The sequence below is a fragment of the Luteimonas sp. Soil_C_5 genome, assembly GCF_057656615.1.
This window is the reverse complement of record NZ_JBDGKA010000001.1, coordinates 505,165-522,710: the sequence shown is the minus strand read 5'-3', so window position 1 is coordinate 522,710 and position 17,546 is coordinate 505,165. Positions and strand designations below refer to the sequence as shown.

At 67.4% G+C, this 17,546-nt stretch carries 17 protein-coding genes and 1 pseudogene; 4 read left to right on the top strand and 14 right to left on the bottom strand.

What is annotated here, in order from left to right; translation table 11 throughout:
• Nucleotides 1-20 precede the first annotated feature (20 nt).
• Entirely contained in the window at nt 21-653 is a 633-nt protein-coding gene (gene lolA, locus AC3A5K_RS02620) for an outer membrane lipoprotein periplasmic chaperone LolA (protein WP_487615951.1), read from the top strand.
• Nucleotides 654-937: 284 nt separating this feature from the next.
• Here lolA and AC3A5K_RS02615 read toward each other — a convergent pair whose 3' ends face one another.
• A complete protein-coding gene (locus AC3A5K_RS02615; RefSeq protein ID WP_487615950.1) occupies nt 938-1,744 on the bottom strand; it encodes a TraB/GumN family protein in 807 nt (268 codons plus the stop codon).
• 151 nt (nt 1,745-1,895) lie between these two features.
• Between AC3A5K_RS02615 and AC3A5K_RS02610 the strand changes: the two genes are divergently transcribed.
• Together AC3A5K_RS02610 and AC3A5K_RS02605 are read left to right on the top strand one after the other, a co-directional pair.
• A complete protein-coding gene (locus AC3A5K_RS02610) occupies nt 1,896-3,203 on the top strand; it encodes a replication-associated recombination protein A (RefSeq protein WP_487616299.1) in 1,308 nt (435 codons plus the stop codon).
• Between the two features lie 122 nt (nt 3,204-3,325).
• Nucleotides 3,326-3,748, top strand: a complete 423-nt coding sequence (locus tag AC3A5K_RS02605; protein ID WP_487615949.1) for a hypothetical protein — start codon at nt 3,326-3,328, stop codon at nt 3,746-3,748.
• A gap of 173 nt (nt 3,749-3,921) precedes the next feature.
• On the opposite strand, the gene AC3A5K_RS02600 is transcribed toward AC3A5K_RS02605, so the two are convergent.
• From AC3A5K_RS02600 to AC3A5K_RS02550, 11 genes and pseudogenes are all read right to left on the bottom strand, one after another.
• Nucleotides 3,922-4,701, bottom strand: coding sequence for a TerC family protein (locus AC3A5K_RS02600; protein WP_487615948.1), 780 nt, complete (start codon nt 4,699-4,701; stop codon nt 3,922-3,924).
• A gap of 87 nt (nt 4,702-4,788) precedes the next feature.
• Nucleotides 4,789-5,502, bottom strand: a complete 714-nt coding sequence (locus tag AC3A5K_RS02595) for a GntR family transcriptional regulator (protein WP_487615947.1) — start codon at nt 5,500-5,502, stop codon at nt 4,789-4,791.
• Between the two features lie 103 nt (nt 5,503-5,605).
• Nucleotides 5,606-6,973 (bottom strand): annotated as a pseudogene (locus AC3A5K_RS02590) (SLC13 family permease).
• A gap of 86 nt (nt 6,974-7,059) precedes the next feature.
• Complete coding sequence (gene mdcH / locus AC3A5K_RS02585; RefSeq protein WP_487615946.1) at nt 7,060-7,980, bottom strand: malonate decarboxylase subunit epsilon; 921 nt, start codon at nt 7,978-7,980, stop codon at nt 7,060-7,062.
• Complete coding sequence (mdcB, locus tag AC3A5K_RS02580) at nt 7,977-8,834, bottom strand: triphosphoribosyl-dephospho-CoA synthase MdcB (protein ID WP_487615945.1); 858 nt, start codon at nt 8,832-8,834, stop codon at nt 7,977-7,979. Before mdcB ends, mdcH begins: the two co-directional genes overlap by 4 nt.
• Nucleotides 8,831-9,481, bottom strand: coding sequence for a malonate decarboxylase holo-[acyl-carrier-protein] synthase (gene mdcG / locus AC3A5K_RS02575; protein ID WP_487615944.1), 651 nt, complete (start codon nt 9,479-9,481; stop codon nt 8,831-8,833). The genes mdcB and mdcG overlap by 4 nt, the downstream gene beginning before the upstream one ends.
• Nucleotides 9,474-10,184, bottom strand: a complete 711-nt coding sequence (gene mdcE / locus AC3A5K_RS02570) for a biotin-independent malonate decarboxylase subunit gamma (protein ID WP_487615943.1) — start codon at nt 10,182-10,184, stop codon at nt 9,474-9,476. The genes mdcG and mdcE overlap by 8 nt, the downstream gene beginning before the upstream one ends.
• Entirely contained in the window at nt 10,181-11,089 is a 909-nt protein-coding gene (locus AC3A5K_RS02565; RefSeq protein ID WP_487615942.1) for a biotin-independent malonate decarboxylase subunit beta, read from the bottom strand. The genes mdcE and AC3A5K_RS02565 overlap by 4 nt, the downstream gene beginning before the upstream one ends.
• Nucleotides 11,086-11,406 (bottom strand): malonate decarboxylase acyl carrier protein, encoded by a 321-nt coding sequence (gene mdcC / locus AC3A5K_RS02560; RefSeq protein ID WP_487615941.1) that lies wholly within the window; start codon nt 11,404-11,406, stop codon nt 11,086-11,088. Before mdcC ends, AC3A5K_RS02565 begins: the two co-directional genes overlap by 4 nt.
• Nucleotides 11,407-11,415: 9 nt before the next feature.
• Nucleotides 11,416-13,062: a malonate decarboxylase subunit alpha gene (gene mdcA, locus AC3A5K_RS02555; protein ID WP_487615940.1), complete on the bottom strand. Its 1,647-nt coding sequence runs from the start codon at nt 13,060-13,062 to the stop codon at nt 11,416-11,418.
• 214 nt (nt 13,063-13,276) lie between these two features.
• Nucleotides 13,277-14,509, bottom strand: coding sequence for an MFS transporter (locus AC3A5K_RS02550; protein ID WP_487615939.1), 1,233 nt, complete (start codon nt 14,507-14,509; stop codon nt 13,277-13,279).
• Between the two features lie 385 nt (nt 14,510-14,894).
• On the opposite strand from AC3A5K_RS02550, the gene AC3A5K_RS02545 reads away from it, so the two are divergent.
• Nucleotides 14,895-15,371, top strand: coding sequence for a DUF4124 domain-containing protein (locus AC3A5K_RS02545; protein ID WP_487615938.1), 477 nt, complete (start codon nt 14,895-14,897; stop codon nt 15,369-15,371).
• Nucleotides 15,372-15,540: 169 nt separating this feature from the next.
• Here the strand turns inward: AC3A5K_RS02545 and AC3A5K_RS02540 are convergent, their stop codons facing one another.
• Together AC3A5K_RS02540 and AC3A5K_RS02535 are read right to left on the bottom strand one after the other, a co-directional pair.
• Complete coding sequence (locus tag AC3A5K_RS02540) at nt 15,541-16,548, bottom strand: NADP-dependent oxidoreductase (RefSeq protein ID WP_487615937.1); 1,008 nt, start codon at nt 16,546-16,548, stop codon at nt 15,541-15,543.
• A 67-nt stretch (nt 16,549-16,615) separates the two neighbouring features.
• Nucleotides 16,616-17,404, bottom strand: coding sequence for an SDR family NAD(P)-dependent oxidoreductase (locus AC3A5K_RS02535; protein WP_487615936.1), 789 nt, complete (start codon nt 17,402-17,404; stop codon nt 16,616-16,618).
• Nucleotides 17,405-17,546 lie beyond the last annotated feature (142 nt).

The window sequence follows — 17,546 nt, the reverse complement described above, 5'->3', positions numbered from 1 at the left end:
AGGTCCCGAGGATGCGTCCGATGATCCGTCATTCCCGCTGGTTGCTCGCTGCCGCCGTCCTGACCGTCGCCGGTCTGGCCCAGGCCTCCGATGCCCGCGCGCAGCTCGACCAGTTCACCCGCGGCCTCAAGGGGCTGCAGGGCCAGTTCACCCAGCAGGTCACCGACGGCAACGGTCGCGTCCGCGAGAGCTCCAGCGGCAGCGTTGCGCTGTCCGCGCCGCGTCTGTTCCGCTGGGAATACGTCAAGCCGTATCCGCAGCTGATCGTGGCCGACGGCCGCACGGTGTGGGTCTACGACCCCGATCTGCAGCAGGTCACGCGCCGCTCGCAGGGCAGCGAGGAACAGGACAGCCCGCTCGCGGCGCTGATCGACCCCTCGAAGCTCGACCGCGATTTCCAGGTTGAGAACGCGCCTGCGGCCAATGGCCTGTCCTGGCTGCAGCTGCGACCGAAGCAGGCCGACGGCGCCTCGTTCGAGCGTGCCCGGCTGGGGTTCGGCACCGACGGCAGCCTGTCGCGGATGGAAATCCACGACACCCTGGGCCAGCGCACGACGATCAGCTTTACCGGCTGGACCCGCAATCCGAGCTTCGCGGCGGATACGTTCCGCTACACGCCGCCGGCTGGTGTGGACGTGGTCGGGGAGGAATAGGTTCGTCGCGTCCCGCGCGACAGGATTCGCGAGACCCCGTATCGAACGGCCGCCTTCAGGCGGCCGTTCGCGCTTCCAGGGTCAGGCGTCGTCGCCACAGGCGTTGCATGCAAAGCCCGTCATTCCCGCGGCTCTTAACGGCCGAACGGCTGGTCAGGGGACGCGTATCCGGTCATCCAGTGCCCTTACTTTCAATGGTTGAGAGTCGCTGGATGACCGGACACGGGTCCGTTGAAAACCCTGCTCTCGCAGGGATCGCGGCGCAATGTGGTTTGCGTCCGTCTTCAGTGTGCAAGCGCTTCACCGACCTGCCGCATCGGCGTGAATGCAGGCAGCACGAGCTGGTAATCGAATGCGGCGGCGTCCGGCTGACGGCCGCCTTCGCGTGGCGAGGTGACCGGCGCCGGGCCGCAGTGGTCGATCTCCATGCAGGCCCAGAATTCGCCGCGGTGCGCGGTGATATCGACCGACAGCGGACCTAGATCGCGCAGGTGCGCGGTCATGGGCAACTGCGGCAACAGGGCCGGCGCATCGTGTGGGCGCTGCCGCATTGCGTGGACATTGCCGGTGACGACGACGATGCGTCCGCGCGGCAGCGCTGCGTGCGCTCGACGGAGCACATGCGCCATTGCCGCTTCGCAGGTGCCGCGTTCGAAGCAACGGCGACCACGCGGATCGAAGGGCAGGATGGCGACATCGCGACCCGCCCGGCGCAGCCGGGCGATGCGCTCGACCAGCGCGATCACATCCTCGCTGCGGCGCCCGTCATTGTCCGCCGCCGCGACGCGCCACCACGGGCGCTGGCGCAGAGCATCGATCGCCGCATCCACGCCCGACACCGCATCCCGCACGGCGGCGTGCTCGCCCACCGGGATTTCGAGCGCAAGCAATACGGGTTCGGCTGTACTCCAGTGTTCGACCAGATCGCCGGCCAGCAGCGGCACTTCGCGCGTGCCGTGCAGTTCACCGAGCACGACCAGCCGATGCCCGGCGCTTTCCCGGACCAGCGTGTCCACCGCATCGCCGCGCCAATCCGCGGCCACGGTGGTCGACGCGGCCAGCCACAGCAGGGCGCATGCCAGGCGGGCCAATGGCCGTCTTGCGGTTGTGATCACGGCTGCGTGTCGCAATATCGTCATCCCGGCACTCCGTTGCAGCCCTAGGTCACAGGTTAATCGCGTGCCCCGTTCCCGCACATCCCGCGCCGACGGCGGCGACCTGCTGCAGGTCGACCGCAGCGCCATGCGTCCGCTGGCCGAGCGCATGCGCCCGGCGACACTCGACGAGATGGTCGGCCAGCGTCGTCTGCTGACCGAAGGCACCGCACTGCGCACGGCAGTCGAAGCCGGCAAGGTGCACTCGATGGTGCTGTGGGGACCACCGGGCTGCGGCAAGACCACGCTGGCGCTGTTGCTGGCGCATTACGCGGATGCCGAGTTCAAGGCGATCTCGGCCGTGCTGTCCGGTCTGCCGGAGGTCCGCCAGGTCCTGGCCGAGGCCGCACACCGCTTCGATGGCGGGCGCCGCACGGTGCTGTTCGTCGACGAGGTGCACCGCTTCAACAAGACCCAGCAGGATGCCTTCCTGCCGCACATCGAGCGCGGCACCATCGTGTTCGTCGGCGCGACCACCGAAAACCCGTCGTTCGAACTCAATTCCGCGCTGCTGTCGCGGTGCCGCGTGCACGTGCTGGAGTCGGTGTCGCCCGACGACATCCTCGAATCGTTGCACCGTGCGCTGGCCGATGCCGAGCGCGGTCTCGGCGATCGGGGCCTGCGGATCGCAGAGGATCTGCTGCGCCTGATCGCAGTGGCCGCCGATGGCGACGTGCGTCGCGCATTGACCCTGCTGGAGATCGCCGCCGAACTGGCGGGCGAGGGCGGTGAAGTCACCGCCAGCACGATCGAGCAGGTACTGGCCGACCGCACGCGCCGGTTCGACAAGGGCGGAGAGCAGTTCTACGACCAGATCTCGGCCCTGCACAAATGCGTGCGCAGTTCGAATCCCGATGCCGCGCTGTACTGGCTGGCGCGGATGCTCGATGGCGGTTGCGATCCCGGTTATCTCGCCCGGCGCATGACCCGCATGGCGGTCGAGGACATCGGCCTGGCCGATCCGCGTGCCCTGCAGATGGCGGTGGACGCCTGGGACACCTATGACCGTCTGGGCAGTCCGGAAGGCGATCTCGCACTGGCGCAGCTGGTGATCTATCTGGCCAGCACCGCGAAATCCAACGCTGCCTACATGGCCTTCAACCAGGCCAAGCGCGACGTGCGCGAGTACGGCACGCAGGACGTGCCGCTGCACATCCGCAACGCGCCGACCAAGCTGATGAAGGAACTCGGCTACGGCACCGGCTACCAGTACGACCACGACGCCGAAGGCGGCATCGCGCTCGACCAGACCGGGTTTCCGGATGCGATGGGCGAGCGGGTCTACTACCAGCCCGTCGCGCGCGGCATGGAGCTCAAGCTCAAGGACAAGCTGGATGCACTGCGCGCCGCGCGCGCGGAAGCCGTGCGCCGCGCCGGCGACGCTGGCAACGACTGAAGCCACGCCGATTTCCTGACGCCGGACTGGGCCGTGTGCGTCTCTTCGACACGCCGATCGGCGATACCGTCGCATTGCATCCCGCGGAACGCTGCACCGCATGATCCCGGATGGAGATGCGGATGCGCGGTCTGCTCCTGCTGTGCCTGTGCCTGTGCCTGTGCCTGACGGCGCCGGCGGCTGCCCAGTCGGTCCACAAATGCGCCGATGGCCGGGGCGGGCACGTCTACCAGTCGCAGGCCTGCCCGCAGGGTGAATCGCTACGCACCTGGGAGGCGGTCCCGGATCCCGCGTCGACGTCGACACCCACGGTCGCCAACATCCGTCCACCCGAGCGTCCACAACAGGCTTCGACGTCGCGCCGGACCCGGGAAGCCGCTTCGGCCGCGCCGGCCCGCCGTGACGATCAGCACGCCCGGTGCTTGGCTGCACGCGCCAGCCGCGACAGCGCGCTCCAGAAGCTCGGTCATCGCCGAAAGTACGACGACCTGCGCCGGCTCAACGAGCGCGTATCGGCGGTCTGCAACCACCGCGGCAGGTCATGAAAAAGGGGCGCACGTGCGCCCCATCCATCGTCCCAGTTGCCCGACGTGCCGGACGTAACCCGCATTCGCCAGGACGGCGTCCCGCGGCTCAACCGAGCGGCTCCGCTTCCCGGTCAGCGCGACGGACATCCGGGTGGACATCCGACGCGCTGCACGCGGTCGGCCACGCGTCCTCAGCGCGGCAGCGGGTGGGTCGGCTCGTCCACCGGCGGCGTGGCTTCGCCGCGCACGCGCATCGCATTGCGCTTGGCCCACAGGTTCAGCATCTCGACCGCAGCCGAGAAGCCCATCGAACCGTAGATGTAGCCCTTCGGAATGTGCACACCGAAGCCATCAAGCAGCAGATACATGCCGATCAGCACGATGAAGGTCAGCGCCAGCATCTTCACCGTCGGGTTCGCGTCGATGAACTTGCCCAGCGGCTGCGCCGCCAGCAGCATCACCGCGACCGCCAGCAGGATCGCGCAGACCATCACCGGGACGTAGTCGCCGGCCATGCCGACGGCGGCGATCACCGAGTCCAGCGAGAACACGATGTCGATGACCGCGATCTGCGCGATCACCGCGCCGAACGAGGCGGTCGCCTTGCCGACCGTGCCGTGCGCTTCGCCGTCTTCGCCCTTGAGCTGCTCACGGATCTCCATCGCGCCCTTCACGATCAGGAACAGGCCGCCGAGGATCAGCACCAGATCGCGGACCGACACGCCGCGGCCGAAGAGTTCGAACAGCGGCTCGGTCAGGCCGGCCAGCCAGGCCAGCATCAGCAGCAGGCCGATGCGCGTGATGCACGCCACCGCGATACCGAACTTGCGCGCGAACTCGCGCTGCTCGACCGGCAGCTTGGCCACCGCGATCGAGATGAAGACCAGGTTGTCGATGCCGAGCACGATCTCGATCGCACTGAGCGTGATCAGCAGGATCCAGACCTGCGGGTCGGTAATCAATTCCATCATCGGTGACACGTCCTCAGTGGGGTTCGGGCAACGCGGCGGCCATCAGGCGCGCATCGGAGCACGCAGGATCTGACGGCGGCGTGTGTATCAGATCGACCCGGAGGTCGGCAGCGGGGCAGGCACGTTGAGCTGGCCGCCCGAGGCGACGTAGGCGGCGAGCGCCTGGCCCTGGCTCAGCAGATGCTGTTCCATCGTGCGGCCGGCGGCCTCCGCATCGCGCGTGCGGAAGCAGTCCATCAGGGCGCGGTGTTCGGACAGCGACTGCGCCGTGCGGCCAGGGGTCAGCAACTGCCGGCCGCGGTGCATCTTCAGGATCCGGTGCAGGTCGTGGGTGATGCGGATCAGCCACGGGTTGCCGGCGTAGCGCTGCACGGTCTCGTGGATGACGTAGTTGTTGCGGTAGTACTCGGCGATGTTGCCGGTCTCGACCGCGGATTCCATCGCCGCGTGCAGACTTTCCAGCAGCGCCAGCCCAGCGTCGTCGATGTTGCGCACCGCCTCGTGCGCGCAACGCCCTTCGAGCATCGCCATCACCGGAAACAGCTGGTTGAGATCCTCAAGCGTCAGCCGGGTCACGCGACTGCCGCGGCCCGCATCGATCTGCACCAGGCCTTCAGCGGCCAGCAGCTTCAGCGCTTCGCGCAGCGGCGTGCGGCTGATGCCGAGGCGTTCGCACAGATCCGGCTCGTCGATCCATTCGCCCGGCGGCAGCTGATAGTCGTAGATCAGCTCGCGCACCTGCTCGGCGACTTCTTCGTAGAGCGGTGCACGTTTGCGCGTAGGTGTGGAGCCGATGGCCATGATCTGAGCGGAAATCCAGGACGTTGCAGTGTATCGGGGTTGGTGTGCGGACGACCCGGCCTGCCGCGGAGGGGCGACAGACCGGGCGCCGCGTGGAACAGGCTTACATCCAGCCCGGCACGACGAAGATCAACCAGGCCAGCAGCGGGGCGAACGCCACCACGAGACCGCTGTAGATCAGGAACCGGCGGAACAGCGCTTCGCGTTCTTCCTTCGCGGCCGAGGCCACGACCAGCGCGCCGTTGGTCGAGAACGGGCTCACATCGACGACCGTCGACGACACCGCCAGCGCGCAGATCACGCCGGCCGCGCTCAGATGGCCCTGCATCAGGAACGGCACGGCCAGCGGAATCGTCGCGCCCAGCACCGCAGCGGACGAGGCGAACGCCGACACGATGCCGCCGACGTAGCAGACCAGCAGCGCGCCCAACAGCGGAATGCCGATGCTCGAAACGCCATGGCCGACGAAATCGACCGCGCCCGCGTTCTGCAGCACACCGATCTAGGTCACCACGCCGGAGATCAGCAGCACCGTCGACCAGCTGATGCCGTCGACCGCGCCCTTCTGGCTGTTGGGCGAGAGCAGGGCGAGCACCACGGCGACGGTGATCGACACCAGACCGACATTGAGGTCGTAGATCAACGCGCCGACACCGAGACCTGCAAGACCGATCAGGGTGAACAGTCGCTCGCGGGTCATGCCGACGGCTTCGAGCGCGTCGGGATCGTTCGACAGCGTGCCGCCGCCGGCCGACAGCAGTGCACCGTGGCCTTCGATCGCGAACTGTCGCGACGAAGCCTGCGGGCCGCCCGCGACCGCGAACTCGCCACCGCCTGCGCTCGCCGCCATCGTCACCGAACCGCGGCGCAGCAGCGAGATGCCGCCGAAGGCGAAGAAGCAGATCACGCCCATCATCAGGTTGAAGCCGAGGCTGGTCAGGAACACCGCCATCTCGGTGACCTCGAGTCCGGCCTTCTGCACGACGCCGTTGGTGATGCTGCCGTAGACGCTGATCGGCGAGAAACCGCCGGCCTGCGCGCCATGGATCACCAGCAGACCCATCATCAGCGGATTGATCTTGTACTGCTTGGCAAAGCGCAGCGCGACCGGACCGATGATGGCGACCGCTGCCGGACCCAGCGCACCGAACGCGGTGAGCACCGCAGTGACCACGAACATCACCCACGGAATGGCGACGATGCGCCCGCGCACCGCACGTACCGCCCAGTGCACCAGCAGATCGATGGTGCCGTTCTTCTGTGCGATGGCGAAGAGATACGTGATGCCGACGAGCGTGAGGAACAGATCGCCCGGAAAACCGGCGAGCACTTCCTTGCCTTCCATCCCGACGAACAGGCCGCCGATGATGAAGGCGAGCGCGAACGCGACCGCACCCATGTTGATGGGCAATGCGGTGGCGACGATGAACATGATCACCAGACCGATGATCGTTGCGATTTGTGGACTCATGCGCCCTCCCAGACACCTGACTCGGCGACATCACGGATGGAAGCCCGCCATCCCGGGTCAACACTCCTACTTGCGGTGCCGCACACTCATTGCGTCCGGCCCAGCGCGGCGTGCACCCAATCGGCAGCACCGTCCAGACTCCGGAACTCTTCGACCGCGCGAACTTCGCAGCACGGATAGGCGGGCGCGACCATGCGCGCGAGCGCATTGCCGGGCCCCAGTTGCAGGAACACGCGCGCGCCGCGCTCGAACGCCTGGCGCATGACCTGCGCCCACTCGACGGTCTGCGCGAGCTGAAGCGACAGCGTGCGTTCGACGGCGGCGCGATCGCGCACGGGGCGTGCATCAATGCCGGCGAGCACCGGCAGCGTCGGTACCTTTATCGAAGTTTCGGCGAGCACCTGCGCAAATCCGCGCGCGGCGTCTGCGAGCAGCTGCGTATGTGCCGGCACATGCACCGGCAGCGGACGCACCTCGGCGCCGCTTCTGGTTGCAACATCGGCCAGTGCCCGCAGCGCATCGAGCCGTCCGCCGACGACGAAGTGATCGGATCCGTTGGCGATGGCGATGTGCACCTCGTGCGCCGTGCACAGGGCCTGCAAAGGATCGCGTTCCAGGCCGAGTACGGCTTGCATGCCGGAATCCGAGGGACTCGCCTCGTCCATCAGCCGTGCGCGCTGCGTCGACAGTGTGAGACAGGTCGAAGCATCGAAGCTACCGGCGATCGCATGCGCGGCCAGCTCGCCGATGCTGTAACCGGCGACCAGCAGCGGCGGCGGCACACGGTCGCGCAGGCCTTGCCAGTGGGAGAGGCTGGCCGCGCACAGCAGGGGCTGCGCATTGGCGTTGTCGAAGCGGTCTTCGGATGCAGCGGCTTGGTCTGCGGTGCGGCCGAGGACATCCGCAGCCGCGTCGAGAATCGACTGCGCTTCGGCCACGTCACGTACGCGATCGAACATCCCGGCGTGCTGCGCGCCCTGACCGGGGCAGAGCAGGGCGAGGCTCATACGGCCTCCTGCTGCAGCAGAAACCAGCTGCAGGCCAGCAGGTCGGCGCTGCCGCCGGGGCTGAGCCGGCGCGCGGCGAATGCGTTGCAGATGGTCTGCAGACGCGGGCGCCAAGCGGGCGCGAACGCGCCGCCGTCATCGATGAATCCAGTCGCCTGTTCGCGCGCCCAGCGCAGGCCTTCGGCGCCGCCACGATGCAGCAGGTTGAGATCGTCGACGTGGGCGATGAGCTGCATCAGGGTGTGGCACAGCGCCGCTTCCCGCGACAGACCGGCACCCAGTGCATGACGCAAGGTCGGCAGCGCGAGCGTGCGCAGGACCGGATAGCCGGCCGCCGCCTGTTCGCGCACACCGGCAACGTTATGCCGCGCACGTGCGCGCTGGCCGGGGCTGTGCAGATCGAGCGGCGCGGCATCGAGCGCATGCGCCCACTGCCGCACGCCAGCGCAGACCTGCTCGCCGGTCGGTGTCGTGCCGGAGGTCTGTCGATGCGACGCAGCGGAGGCGACCAGCAGGCCGAGACTGAAGATCGCGCCGCGATGCGTGTTGACGCCACCGGTCGCGCGCAGCATCGCAGTCTCGGCGGCGATGCCGTGCTGCCGTAGCACCTCGAAGTCGTCGCCGCGCGCGCCTGCGGATGCAATCGCGCGGAAGTAATGCCGCAACGCGAACAGACTGCGCAGGAAGGTGCCGGCGTCCATGTCGTCGTGGCTGCCGGTATTGAATGGCGTGACCAGTCCGGGTTTCAGATCGCAGGCGAGTTCGGCGTGCAAGCTGACGATCGCGAGCCGGCCCAGGCGTGCGCTGTCGATGTCGACGCGGGGCGTGGAAACGCTATGCGCGACGGCGTTCATGCGGCCACGTCCTGCGCGGCGAACAGACGATCGCGATATTCCAGCATCGCGCCGTCGATGCGCTTGACCAGCACCTGGCGCGTGTCGCCGGCGTATTCGCGCCAGTGCACGGCGCCGCCATCGGCCAGACACAGCTCGCCGTCGACACGTTTGCCGGTTTTCGATTCCCAGGCCAGCAGACGTGCGACGAATGCATCGGCCTGCGCGGCGTCGTCCACCGTCCACAGCAGATCGATGTCCGAGCGTGCATGCACGTAGGGCAGACCGGTCAGCGCCTGCCAGGCGAACGCGCCGAACACGCGTGCCGGGCGGATGGTGTCGAGTGCGGTCAGGGCGTCGCGCCAGTCGTCGGGCAGGTGCGCATCCAGTCGCGTGATGACATCGCGCAAGCCCAGCGGCGACTGGTGCCAGACCACATGCTGCATCGGCACGCGCAGCGACAGGCGCTGCTTGCCTTCATCGGGCGGCAGCGGCACGCCGAGGCGCACGCGCGGATCGGGATCGCTCGCTGTGCGCCGCGCGACGACCGCGGGGAATCCGCGCGCGAACCACGCCGTCAGGCGCTTATCGTGTGCGGCCACGTCGGCCTGCCAGTCGGCCTCCGCCGACAGCCAGACCAGCGTGTGGCGGGCGAGCCGCTCAGGCATCGCCGTTGGCCACCGCGGCTGCCACGCGGGCCGAAAGCGTGCGCCCGCCACGTTCGGCGCCCAAGGTCGCGCGGCGATCGCCGTCAGCCGGCGTGTGCAAGGCCTGCAGCAGCGCCTGCGCGAGATCGCCGTTCCATACCGATTGCACCGCGCCCATCGCCACGTAGTTCTCCACACCGGGCGCGAACACCGGCGAGGTACGGCTCAGTGCCTGCAGTTTTTCCAGCGGCTGTTTGGTCACGCGCGCCATCGCGCGCAGATCCATGACGCGCACCTGCGCATCGGGCAGGGCGTGGATGTGATCGGCCATCAGCCCGAACGACAGGAAGCCGCCGCTGACCGATTCGCCGTAGACCAGGGTCACCAGCGTCGCACCACGTCGCCGCGCGAGATCCAGCGTCTGTGCCAGATGTGCGAAGTAGCCGTTGATGCCCAGCAGTTCGTCGCGGCGCGCGAGACGCTGGCCGGCGGTGTCGACCAGCATCACGATCGGTCGCTGCGGATGCGCGGCGGTGCTGGCGAGTACGGTGTCGGCGAGCGCGAGTGCGTGATCCACGCCGACTTCGATCTTGTCGGTCGTGCCGATGACGGTGACCTCGCCGTCGTCCGTGGTCGCGCTGCCGGTGAGCACGGAATCGTTGATGTCGATCGCATGACCGCGTGGAAACAGCGCATCGAGCAGGGTGTCGAGCGGCGCGGTCATGGCAGGCTCCGGTTCGCGGTGGCAGCGAGGAAGGCGTCGGTCTCGAGCAGCGGCAGGCGGTCCGGATCGGCGATGCCCTGCAGCGTCCAGATTTCCAGCCCATCGCGGCACTCGCCCCAGGCCTGCGCGCGTGCTTTCAGCGCGGTGTGGCGTGCCTGCAATGCGGCGAGTGCATCGTCGGTGTCGATGCTGGGTGTGTCCGGCTGCAGCGCATCGAACGCCGCCTGCGCGAACGCCTCGATCGCATCGGGCACCAGCACTTGCGCCTGATCGATCAGATAGCGGTGCTTGCCGCCCGTGACCCGCCAGACCAGGGCGCGGTCGCGCGAGTCGAATTCCTCCACGCCGCGCACCGTCTCGATCACTTCCGGGCCGGACAGCGACAGCCGGCCTTCCTCGGACATGATCACCGTCGTGCAGCAGCGGGCGACGATGCCCATGCCGCCGAATGCGCCGTTGCCACTGCCGATCAGGGCGACCACCGGCACGCCGGCCGCACGCGCGGCGAGGGTGGCACGCATGATTTCGGAAATCGCGATCAGCCCCGCGTTGGCTTCATGCAGACGCACGCCGCCGGTATCGAGCAGCAGCAACACGCCATCCGGCTTCTGCGCAGCCGCACGACGCAGCAGGCCGGTGAGCTTGGCGCCATGCACTTCGCCGACGCCGCCACCCATGAATTCACCCTGCTGCGCGGCGACCAGCACGGACTTGCCGCGCAAGCGGCCCGCGCCGACGACGATGCCGTCATCGAAGGCCGCCGGCTGGTCGAGCTGCGCGAGATGTGGACTCATCGCGCGATGCGTCGGCCCGAGAAACTCGACGAACGAATCGGCGTCCAGCAGACCCGCAATCCGCTCGCGTGCATCGGCCTCGTAGAAGCTGTGTCGGTGCGCGAGGCTCATGCGCGGCTCCCGGCGCGCAGGGTTTTGACTGCCTGGTCGAGACGCAGGCTCACGACGGCAGGCGTGGCGCCGGCATCGTTGATCGACACGCGCACGTCGCGCAGCGGATGGCGCTGGGCGAAGTCGGCAATCACCGCCTGCCAGATCGTGCCGAAGCCTTGCGCCGCGGTGACGATGCGCACGGTCAATTGCCCGTCCTGCAGCGCCGGTTCCAGCAGCACTTCGAGATTGCCCGAGGCGAGCACGCCGACCAGCACCGCATCGCCGGCGAAGCACACGGACGTCGTGCCATCGAATCGATAATCGAGGGTTTCCATCGCAGGCCCTTACCAGTTACGGAAGCGTTTGGGCGGGTCGTACAGACCGCCGGACCAGCGCACGAGATCCTTGACCGAGCGCGCGGCCAGCAGGTCGCGGCTGGCATCGCGCACGTTGATGCCGAGGTCCTCTGGACGGCGGATCACGCCGCGGTCGCGCAGGTTCTCGACCATCGCGCGATCGCGCCCGAGACCCACGGCCGTGTAGCCGGCGACGCCGCGGATCGCCTGTTCGCGCTCCTCCGGCGTACGGCACAGCAGCAGGTTGGCGATGCCTTCCTCGGTCAGCACGTGGCTGACGTCGTCGCCGTAGATCATCACCGGCGGCAGTGGCATCGACGCGCGTTCGGCGAGTTCCCAGGCATCAAGGCGATCGACGAAGGCCGGGGCCATATGTTCGCGGAAGGTTTCGACCATCTGTACGACCAGCTTGCGGCCACGTGGCATTTCGCCGGGGCGCGCGGCCTGTTGTCCGGCCTTGAGCCAGGCCTCGCTGGCGTGGCGACGGCCGCGTGCGTCCGAGCCCATGTTGGGCGCGCCGCCGAAGCCGGCGATGCGGTCGCGCGTCGCGGTCGAACTGTTGCCCTGCAGATCGATCTGCAGCGTCGAGCCGATGAACATGTCGCAGGCATAGAGACCGGCGGTCTGCGAGAACGCGCGGTTCGAACGCATCGAGCCGTCTGCACCGGTGAAGAACACATCCCCGCGCGCGGCGATGTACTGCTCCATGCCGAGTTCGGAGCCGAAGGAATGCACGGATTTCACGAAGCCCGATTCGATCGCCGGAATCAGCGCCGGATGCGGATTGAGCGCCCAGTGCTGGCAGATCCTGCCCTTAAGCCCCAGCGATTCGGCATACGTGGGCAGCAGCAGTTCAATCGCCGCGGTGTCGAAGCCGATGCCGTGATTGAGCCGGTTGACGCCGTACTCGGCGTAGATGCCCTTGATGGCCATCATCGCCATCAGCACCTGGATTTCGGAGATCTGCGCGGGGTCGCGGGTGAACAGCGGTTCGATGTGGTTCGGCTTCGGCGCCTGCACGACGAAGTTCACCCAGTCACCGGGAATGTCGACGCGGGGGAGGGTGTCGACGATCTCGTTGACCTGGGCGATCACGATGCCGCCGCCGAACGCGGTGGCTTCGACGATCACCGGTGTGTCTTCGGTATTCGGGCCGGTGTAGAGATTGCCGTGGCGATCGGCCGCCTGCGCGGCGACCAGCGCGACGCCCGGCGTGAGATCGATGAAGTAGCGGCCGAACAGTTCCAGATAGGTGTGGATCGCGCCGATCTGGATGCGGCCTTCGGCGACCAGGTTCGCCAGCCGCACGGCCTGCGGACCGGAAAACGAGAAATCGAGCTTCGATGCGATGCCGCGTTCGAACACGTCGAGGTGCGACGGCAGCGACAGCACCGATTGCACCATGTGCAGATCGTGGATGCGGGCGGGGTCGAGATCGGCGAGCGACCGGGCGAGGAAATCCGCCTGCTTCTGGTTATTGCCTTCGAGGCAGACCTTATCGCCCGGTTCGAGGATCGCGTGGAGCAGATGCCCGATATCGGCCGCGGCGACCTCGTGTCCGGTCGTCCACTCGGACGCCCGCTCCAGACGGGTGCGGCGGCTGCGTTCGCGGTGGTCCCAGCTGGGCTGCGCCATGACGGTCTCTCGTGATGATGGATTAATTACTCCATAATTATGAAAGGGACGCAATCCTGCGCTGCAGCAATCCGACGAGCGGCACAGGCGCATTCAAGTGCGAGCTGCGTATCGGGTGGGACGCGAGGGACACGCGCCGCCGTGGGTCATGCGGGCGCGGGATGCTGCAGGCGAGCGGGCGGCAGGCGTCTGGCGTGCCCGCGCGCGGGCAGATTCAGGCGTCGCGCCGCTTTGCCATCGGCAGCAGCGCGGTCGCCAGTCCCAACAGCGGCAGGAACGCGGTGACCTGGTAGACCCAGACGATGCCGCGTGCATCGGCAAGCTGGCCGAGTGCGGCCGCGCCGATGCCGCCGATTCCGAACATAAGTCCGAACATCAGGCCGGACACCATGCCGACACGGCCGGGCACAGCTTCCTGTGCGTAGACGACCAGCGCGGCGAAGGCCGAGGACATCACCAGACCGATGATTACCGAGAGTACGGCCGTCATCGCCAGGCCGACGTGGGGCAGGGCGAGCGCGAACGGTGCGACGCCAAGAAAGGAAATCCAGATCACGGCCTTGCGACCGATGCGATCACCAATGGGGCCGCCTGCGAACGTGCCCAGCGCGATCGCGCCCAGGAACAGAAACAGATAGACCTGGCTCTGCTGCACGCTCACGCCGAAGCGCTGGATCAGATAGAACGTGAAGTAGTTGGTGAACGAGGCGATGTAGACGAACTTCGCGAACATCAGCACCGACACCACCGCAATCGCCTGCACGATCTTGCCGCGCGGCAGGCCGGTGCCGCGGGTGACGGCGAGACGCGTCAGCCGCGCCTGGCCATGCAGCACCGTCCATTTCGTCAGCCGCAGCAGCACGAACACGGCGAGCGCGGCGACCAGCAGGAACCACGCGATGGCGGACTGCCCGTGTGGAATCACGATGGCCGCGGCCAGCAATGGGCCGATCGCCGAACCCGTGTTACCGCCGACCTGGAATGTCGACTGCGCCGTGCCGAAGCGTCCGCCCGAACCCATCCGCGCCACGCGCGAGGCTTCGGGATGGAAGGTCGCCGAGCCCACGCCGACGATCGCCGCGGCGACGAGCAGCGTCGAATAGCTGTGCGCCATTGCCAGCACGGCAATGCCCACGAACGTCACCGCCACGCCGGCCGGCAACAGCAAGGGCAGGGGACGCTTGTCGGTGTACAGGCCGATCCAAGGCTGCAGCAGCGACGCGGTGATCTGGTAGACCAGCGCGATCACGCCGATCTGGCCGAAATCCAGATCGAAATCCCCCTTCAGCATCGGGAAGATCGCCGGCAGCATCGCCTGGATCAGATCGTTGAGCAGATGCGCGAACGCTGCCGCACCGACGACGCGGATCGCGAAGCCCTGGGGCGGGTGGGAGAGATCGGTGGCCGGAGCGGTCGCGGCGGCAGGGACGGGGGCGGGATCGGACATCGGATGCGCTTGCATTCCGGCGTCGCGCAGCGGCGGGTGGCAGCAGAGATCCGCTGACCACCGCGGCCGGGCGGGTGTGCCGGACGTACGGGTCGTTGGGGGGCTGCAGAGTAGAGCCTCACGTGGCGCAAGTCCCGCGCGGTGGCGATACGGTCTGTCGCGTTCCGGTATCGGGCTTTGCAACCCCCGAACCTGGAACGGATGACGGGCATCCGTGGAGCGGAAACCCCGCTTCGGGATACCGTCACGCGCGGGATCGAAAACGTCTGCGCTGCCCCAGGGCAACGCTGATTAAATCTGGCCGTGTTCGTCATTCCCGCGAAGGCGGGAATCCAGTGCCATCGTTTTCAATGGCTTGAGAGCTTGGACTCCCGCCTTCGCGGTAATGACGACATTTTTCAGCGTTGCCCTAGAATCCGACGCTCAGGGGATGGAGTTTCAACGAATGGATTCGATGTCGAAGCGGCTCGCGCTGCTGGCGTACGCGCTTGTGTGGTCCAGTCCGGTCGCGGCCCAGCAGGTCTACAAATGCGTCAACTGGCAAGGCGCGGTGACCTACCAGTCAGAGCGTTGCAGTGATCGCGACCGGATCGATCGCGTCTACGACACGAACCGCGAGATCGAGGTCGACGGCCGCGTCGTCCGCAACTTCGTACCCAGCACGTCCGCGAACGATCCCGGATTGTCGCGGCGCTACGGCAGCCCGCAGAACGCCGATGGCAGTTACAAGTCGGATGCGCTGTGCGGTGTCGTGACCGCAGCGACCAGTGGCCACCGGCGTTACCGGAACATCGAAACACTCGCGGGGGATGCAAGGCTGCGCTCCGCGCATTGCAATCACACGCGCGGCCCGGGCGGCTGAAAGTCCGCGAAGTCGGCACGCTCGCTCGCAACAGGCGCAGCCGTGGAGCAATCCAGCCTTCGTCCATGGAACGCCGATGTCCGGAGCTGGATCGGGACTGACGCGCGGGCAGTCGACGGCCGCCTTCAATCGTGTCGTGCCGCGAGACGGCAACTGTGCGGATGCCCCGTCAGTCCGGTTTCACCTGCACGACGACCTTGCCTCTGGCGCGGCCCTTGCCCAGATGGACGAGCGCTTCGTGCGCCTGATCGAACGGAAACACCCGGTCGATGACGGGCCGGATCCGGCCGGATTCGAGCAGCGTGGCGATCTCCGCGAGTTGCGCGCCATCCGGACGCACGAACAGAAAGGAATAGGAGAGGTCACGCTGTTTCGCGAGGCGCCGGATTTTCCGGCTCATCCATCCGAACACCAGCGCCAGCAGACCATTGAGCTTGCGCGCACGAGCGAACGCCGGGTCGAGCGGCCCGACCAGCGAGACGATGCGGCCACCGGGTTTCAGGATGCCGACGGACTGTTCGATCACGTCGCCACGCAGCGTGCCGAGTACGACGTCGTAATCGCGCAGCACCGTGTCGAAGGTGTCCTGCGTGTAATCGACGACTTTATCCGCGCCCAGGTCACGCACCAGCGACACATTGCCGGTGCTGGTGGTCGTGCCGACGTATGCGCCCAGATGCTTCGCCAGCTGGATCGCGAACGTGCCGATGCCGCCAGAGCCGGCCGGTACGAACACCTTCTCGCCAGGTGCGAGATTCGCGCGCTCGCGCAGTGCCTGCCAGGCGGTCAGGCCGACCATCGGGATCGACGCGGCCTGCACGAAATCGAGATTGGCCGGTTTGTGGGCCGCGACGCGCTCGGGCACCGCTGCGAACTCCGCGAGTGATCCGTTGCCCAGATCGAACAGACTCGCGTAGACCGCATCGCCCGGCTTGAAGCGCGTCACGTTCCGGCCGACTTCGACCACGATACCGGCCAGATCGCTGCCCAGCGTCGCCGGCAGATCGAACTTCAGCACCGCTTTGAAGGCGCCTGTCGGAATCACGTTGTCGATCGGATTCAGACCCACCGCGTGGATCTGGACCAGCAGTTCGTCTGGGCCCGGGACCGGACGCGGCACATCGCTGAAACCGATGTCCGGCGACTTGCCGTAGCGCTTGAACGTGAGTGCCTGCATCGTGGTGCGTCCTTGAACTTGCGTGGGTCTGGCCGTTCGCAATGCGCCCGGCCGAGTCTGAAGTGGATCAGCGCGTGGCGTGGTACCGCTCGGCGGCATGCGCCTGGCGCAGATCCGACATCAGGCCCAGGCGCGCGGCGTCCAGTGCATCCCAGCGTTCGGCCACGTGCAGCGGCGGAATGGTCACGGCTTCGCGACGGTCGAAACCCACCAGCGCAGCATCCACCAGTTCGGCGGTGTCCATGAGATCGGGCAGGGTGTCAGGATCGATGCCCGCCCGCGCCCAGAGCTCGGTGCGGGTGCCGGCGGGGAGCACAGCCTGGACGTAGACGCCCTTCGGTTCCAGTTCCAGACGCAGGCCCTGCGACAGATAGAGCAGGAAGGCCTTGGTCGCGCCGTAGACCAGCGCGCCGAACTCCGGTGCGAAGCCCACCACGGATCCGATGTTCACGATCGCACCGGTGCCTGCCTGCGCGAGGCGCGGTGCAATGGCGGCGGCCAGCTGCGTGGGCGCTGTCGTATTGAGCGCGATCAGGCGCGCGACGCTGTCGCTGAACTGTTCCAGAAAGCCGCCCGCCTGGCCCGCGCCGGCGTTGTTGATCAGGATGCCGATACGGTCGTCCGTGCGCAGCCGCTCGGAAACGGCCGCCAGATCCTCGGCGTGGGTGAGATCGGCGCGCAGCACATCGACCTCGACACCGGTCTCCGCACGCAGGCGTGCCGCCAGTGCCTCGAGGCGCGCCTGGTCGCGCGCGACCAGGACAACATCGTGCCCGCGCTGTGCGAAGCGTTCGGCATAGACGGCGCCGATGCCGCTGGAGGCGCCGGTGATCAGGGCAGCGGGAAGCTTGTTCATTGGATTCGGACTCGGGTGGGTGACTCGAAAGGGCCAGTCGCGAGCCTGCGCAGGCGCAGGCAGTGCGTGTTCGCGGTCAATGATGATGATCGTAATCTTTGAAGTCAATGGTTTTGATGACGATCGACATCCATGTATGCTG

Bases quoted from the DNA above. Each gene is read 5' to 3' on its own strand.
- AC3A5K_RS02540 (WP_487615937.1), bottom strand. From the start codon at position 16,548: ATGCAGGCACTCACGTTCAAGCGCTACGGCAAGTCGCCGGACATCGGT.
- mdcE (WP_487615943.1), bottom strand. From the start codon at position 10,184: ATGACCGCGCCGCTCGACACCCTGCTCGATGCGCTGTTTCCACGCGGT.
- AC3A5K_RS02600 (WP_487615948.1), bottom strand. From the start codon at position 4,701: ATGATGGAATTGATTACCGACCCGCAGGTCTGGATCCTGCTGATCACG.
- AC3A5K_RS02535 (WP_487615936.1), bottom strand. From the start codon at position 17,404: ATGAACAAGCTTCCCGCTGCCCTGATCACCGGCGCCTCCAGCGGCATC.
- mdcG (WP_487615944.1), bottom strand. From the start codon at position 9,481: ATGCCTGAGCGGCTCGCCCGCCACACGCTGGTCTGGCTGTCGGCGGAG.
- AC3A5K_RS02595 (WP_487615947.1), bottom strand. From the start codon at position 5,502: ATGGCCATCGGCTCCACACCTACGCGCAAACGTGCACCGCTCTACGAA.
- AC3A5K_RS02545 (WP_487615938.1), top strand. From the start codon at position 14,895: ATGACGACATTTTTCAGCGTTGCCCTAGAATCCGACGCTCAGGGGATG.
- AC3A5K_RS02610 (WP_487616299.1), top strand. From the start codon at position 1,896: ATGCGTCCGCTGGCCGAGCGCATGCGCCCGGCGACACTCGACGAGATG.
- AC3A5K_RS02605 (WP_487615949.1), top strand. From the start codon at position 3,326: ATGCGCGGTCTGCTCCTGCTGTGCCTGTGCCTGTGCCTGTGCCTGACG.
- mdcH (WP_487615946.1), bottom strand. From the start codon at position 7,980: ATGAGCCTCGCCCTGCTCTGCCCCGGTCAGGGCGCGCAGCACGCCGGG.
- lolA (WP_487615951.1), top strand. From the start codon at position 21: ATGATCCGTCATTCCCGCTGGTTGCTCGCTGCCGCCGTCCTGACCGTC.
- AC3A5K_RS02550 (WP_487615939.1), bottom strand. From the start codon at position 14,509: ATGTCCGATCCCGCCCCCGTCCCTGCCGCCGCGACCGCTCCGGCCACC.
- mdcA (WP_487615940.1), bottom strand. From the start codon at position 13,062: ATGGCGCAGCCCAGCTGGGACCACCGCGAACGCAGCCGCCGCACCCGT.
- mdcC (WP_487615941.1), bottom strand. From the start codon at position 11,406: ATGGAAACCCTCGATTATCGATTCGATGGCACGACGTCCGTGTGCTTC.
- mdcB (WP_487615945.1), bottom strand. From the start codon at position 8,834: ATGAACGCCGTCGCGCATAGCGTTTCCACGCCCCGCGTCGACATCGAC.
- AC3A5K_RS02565 (WP_487615942.1), bottom strand. From the start codon at position 11,089: ATGAGCCTCGCGCACCGACACAGCTTCTACGAGGCCGATGCACGCGAG.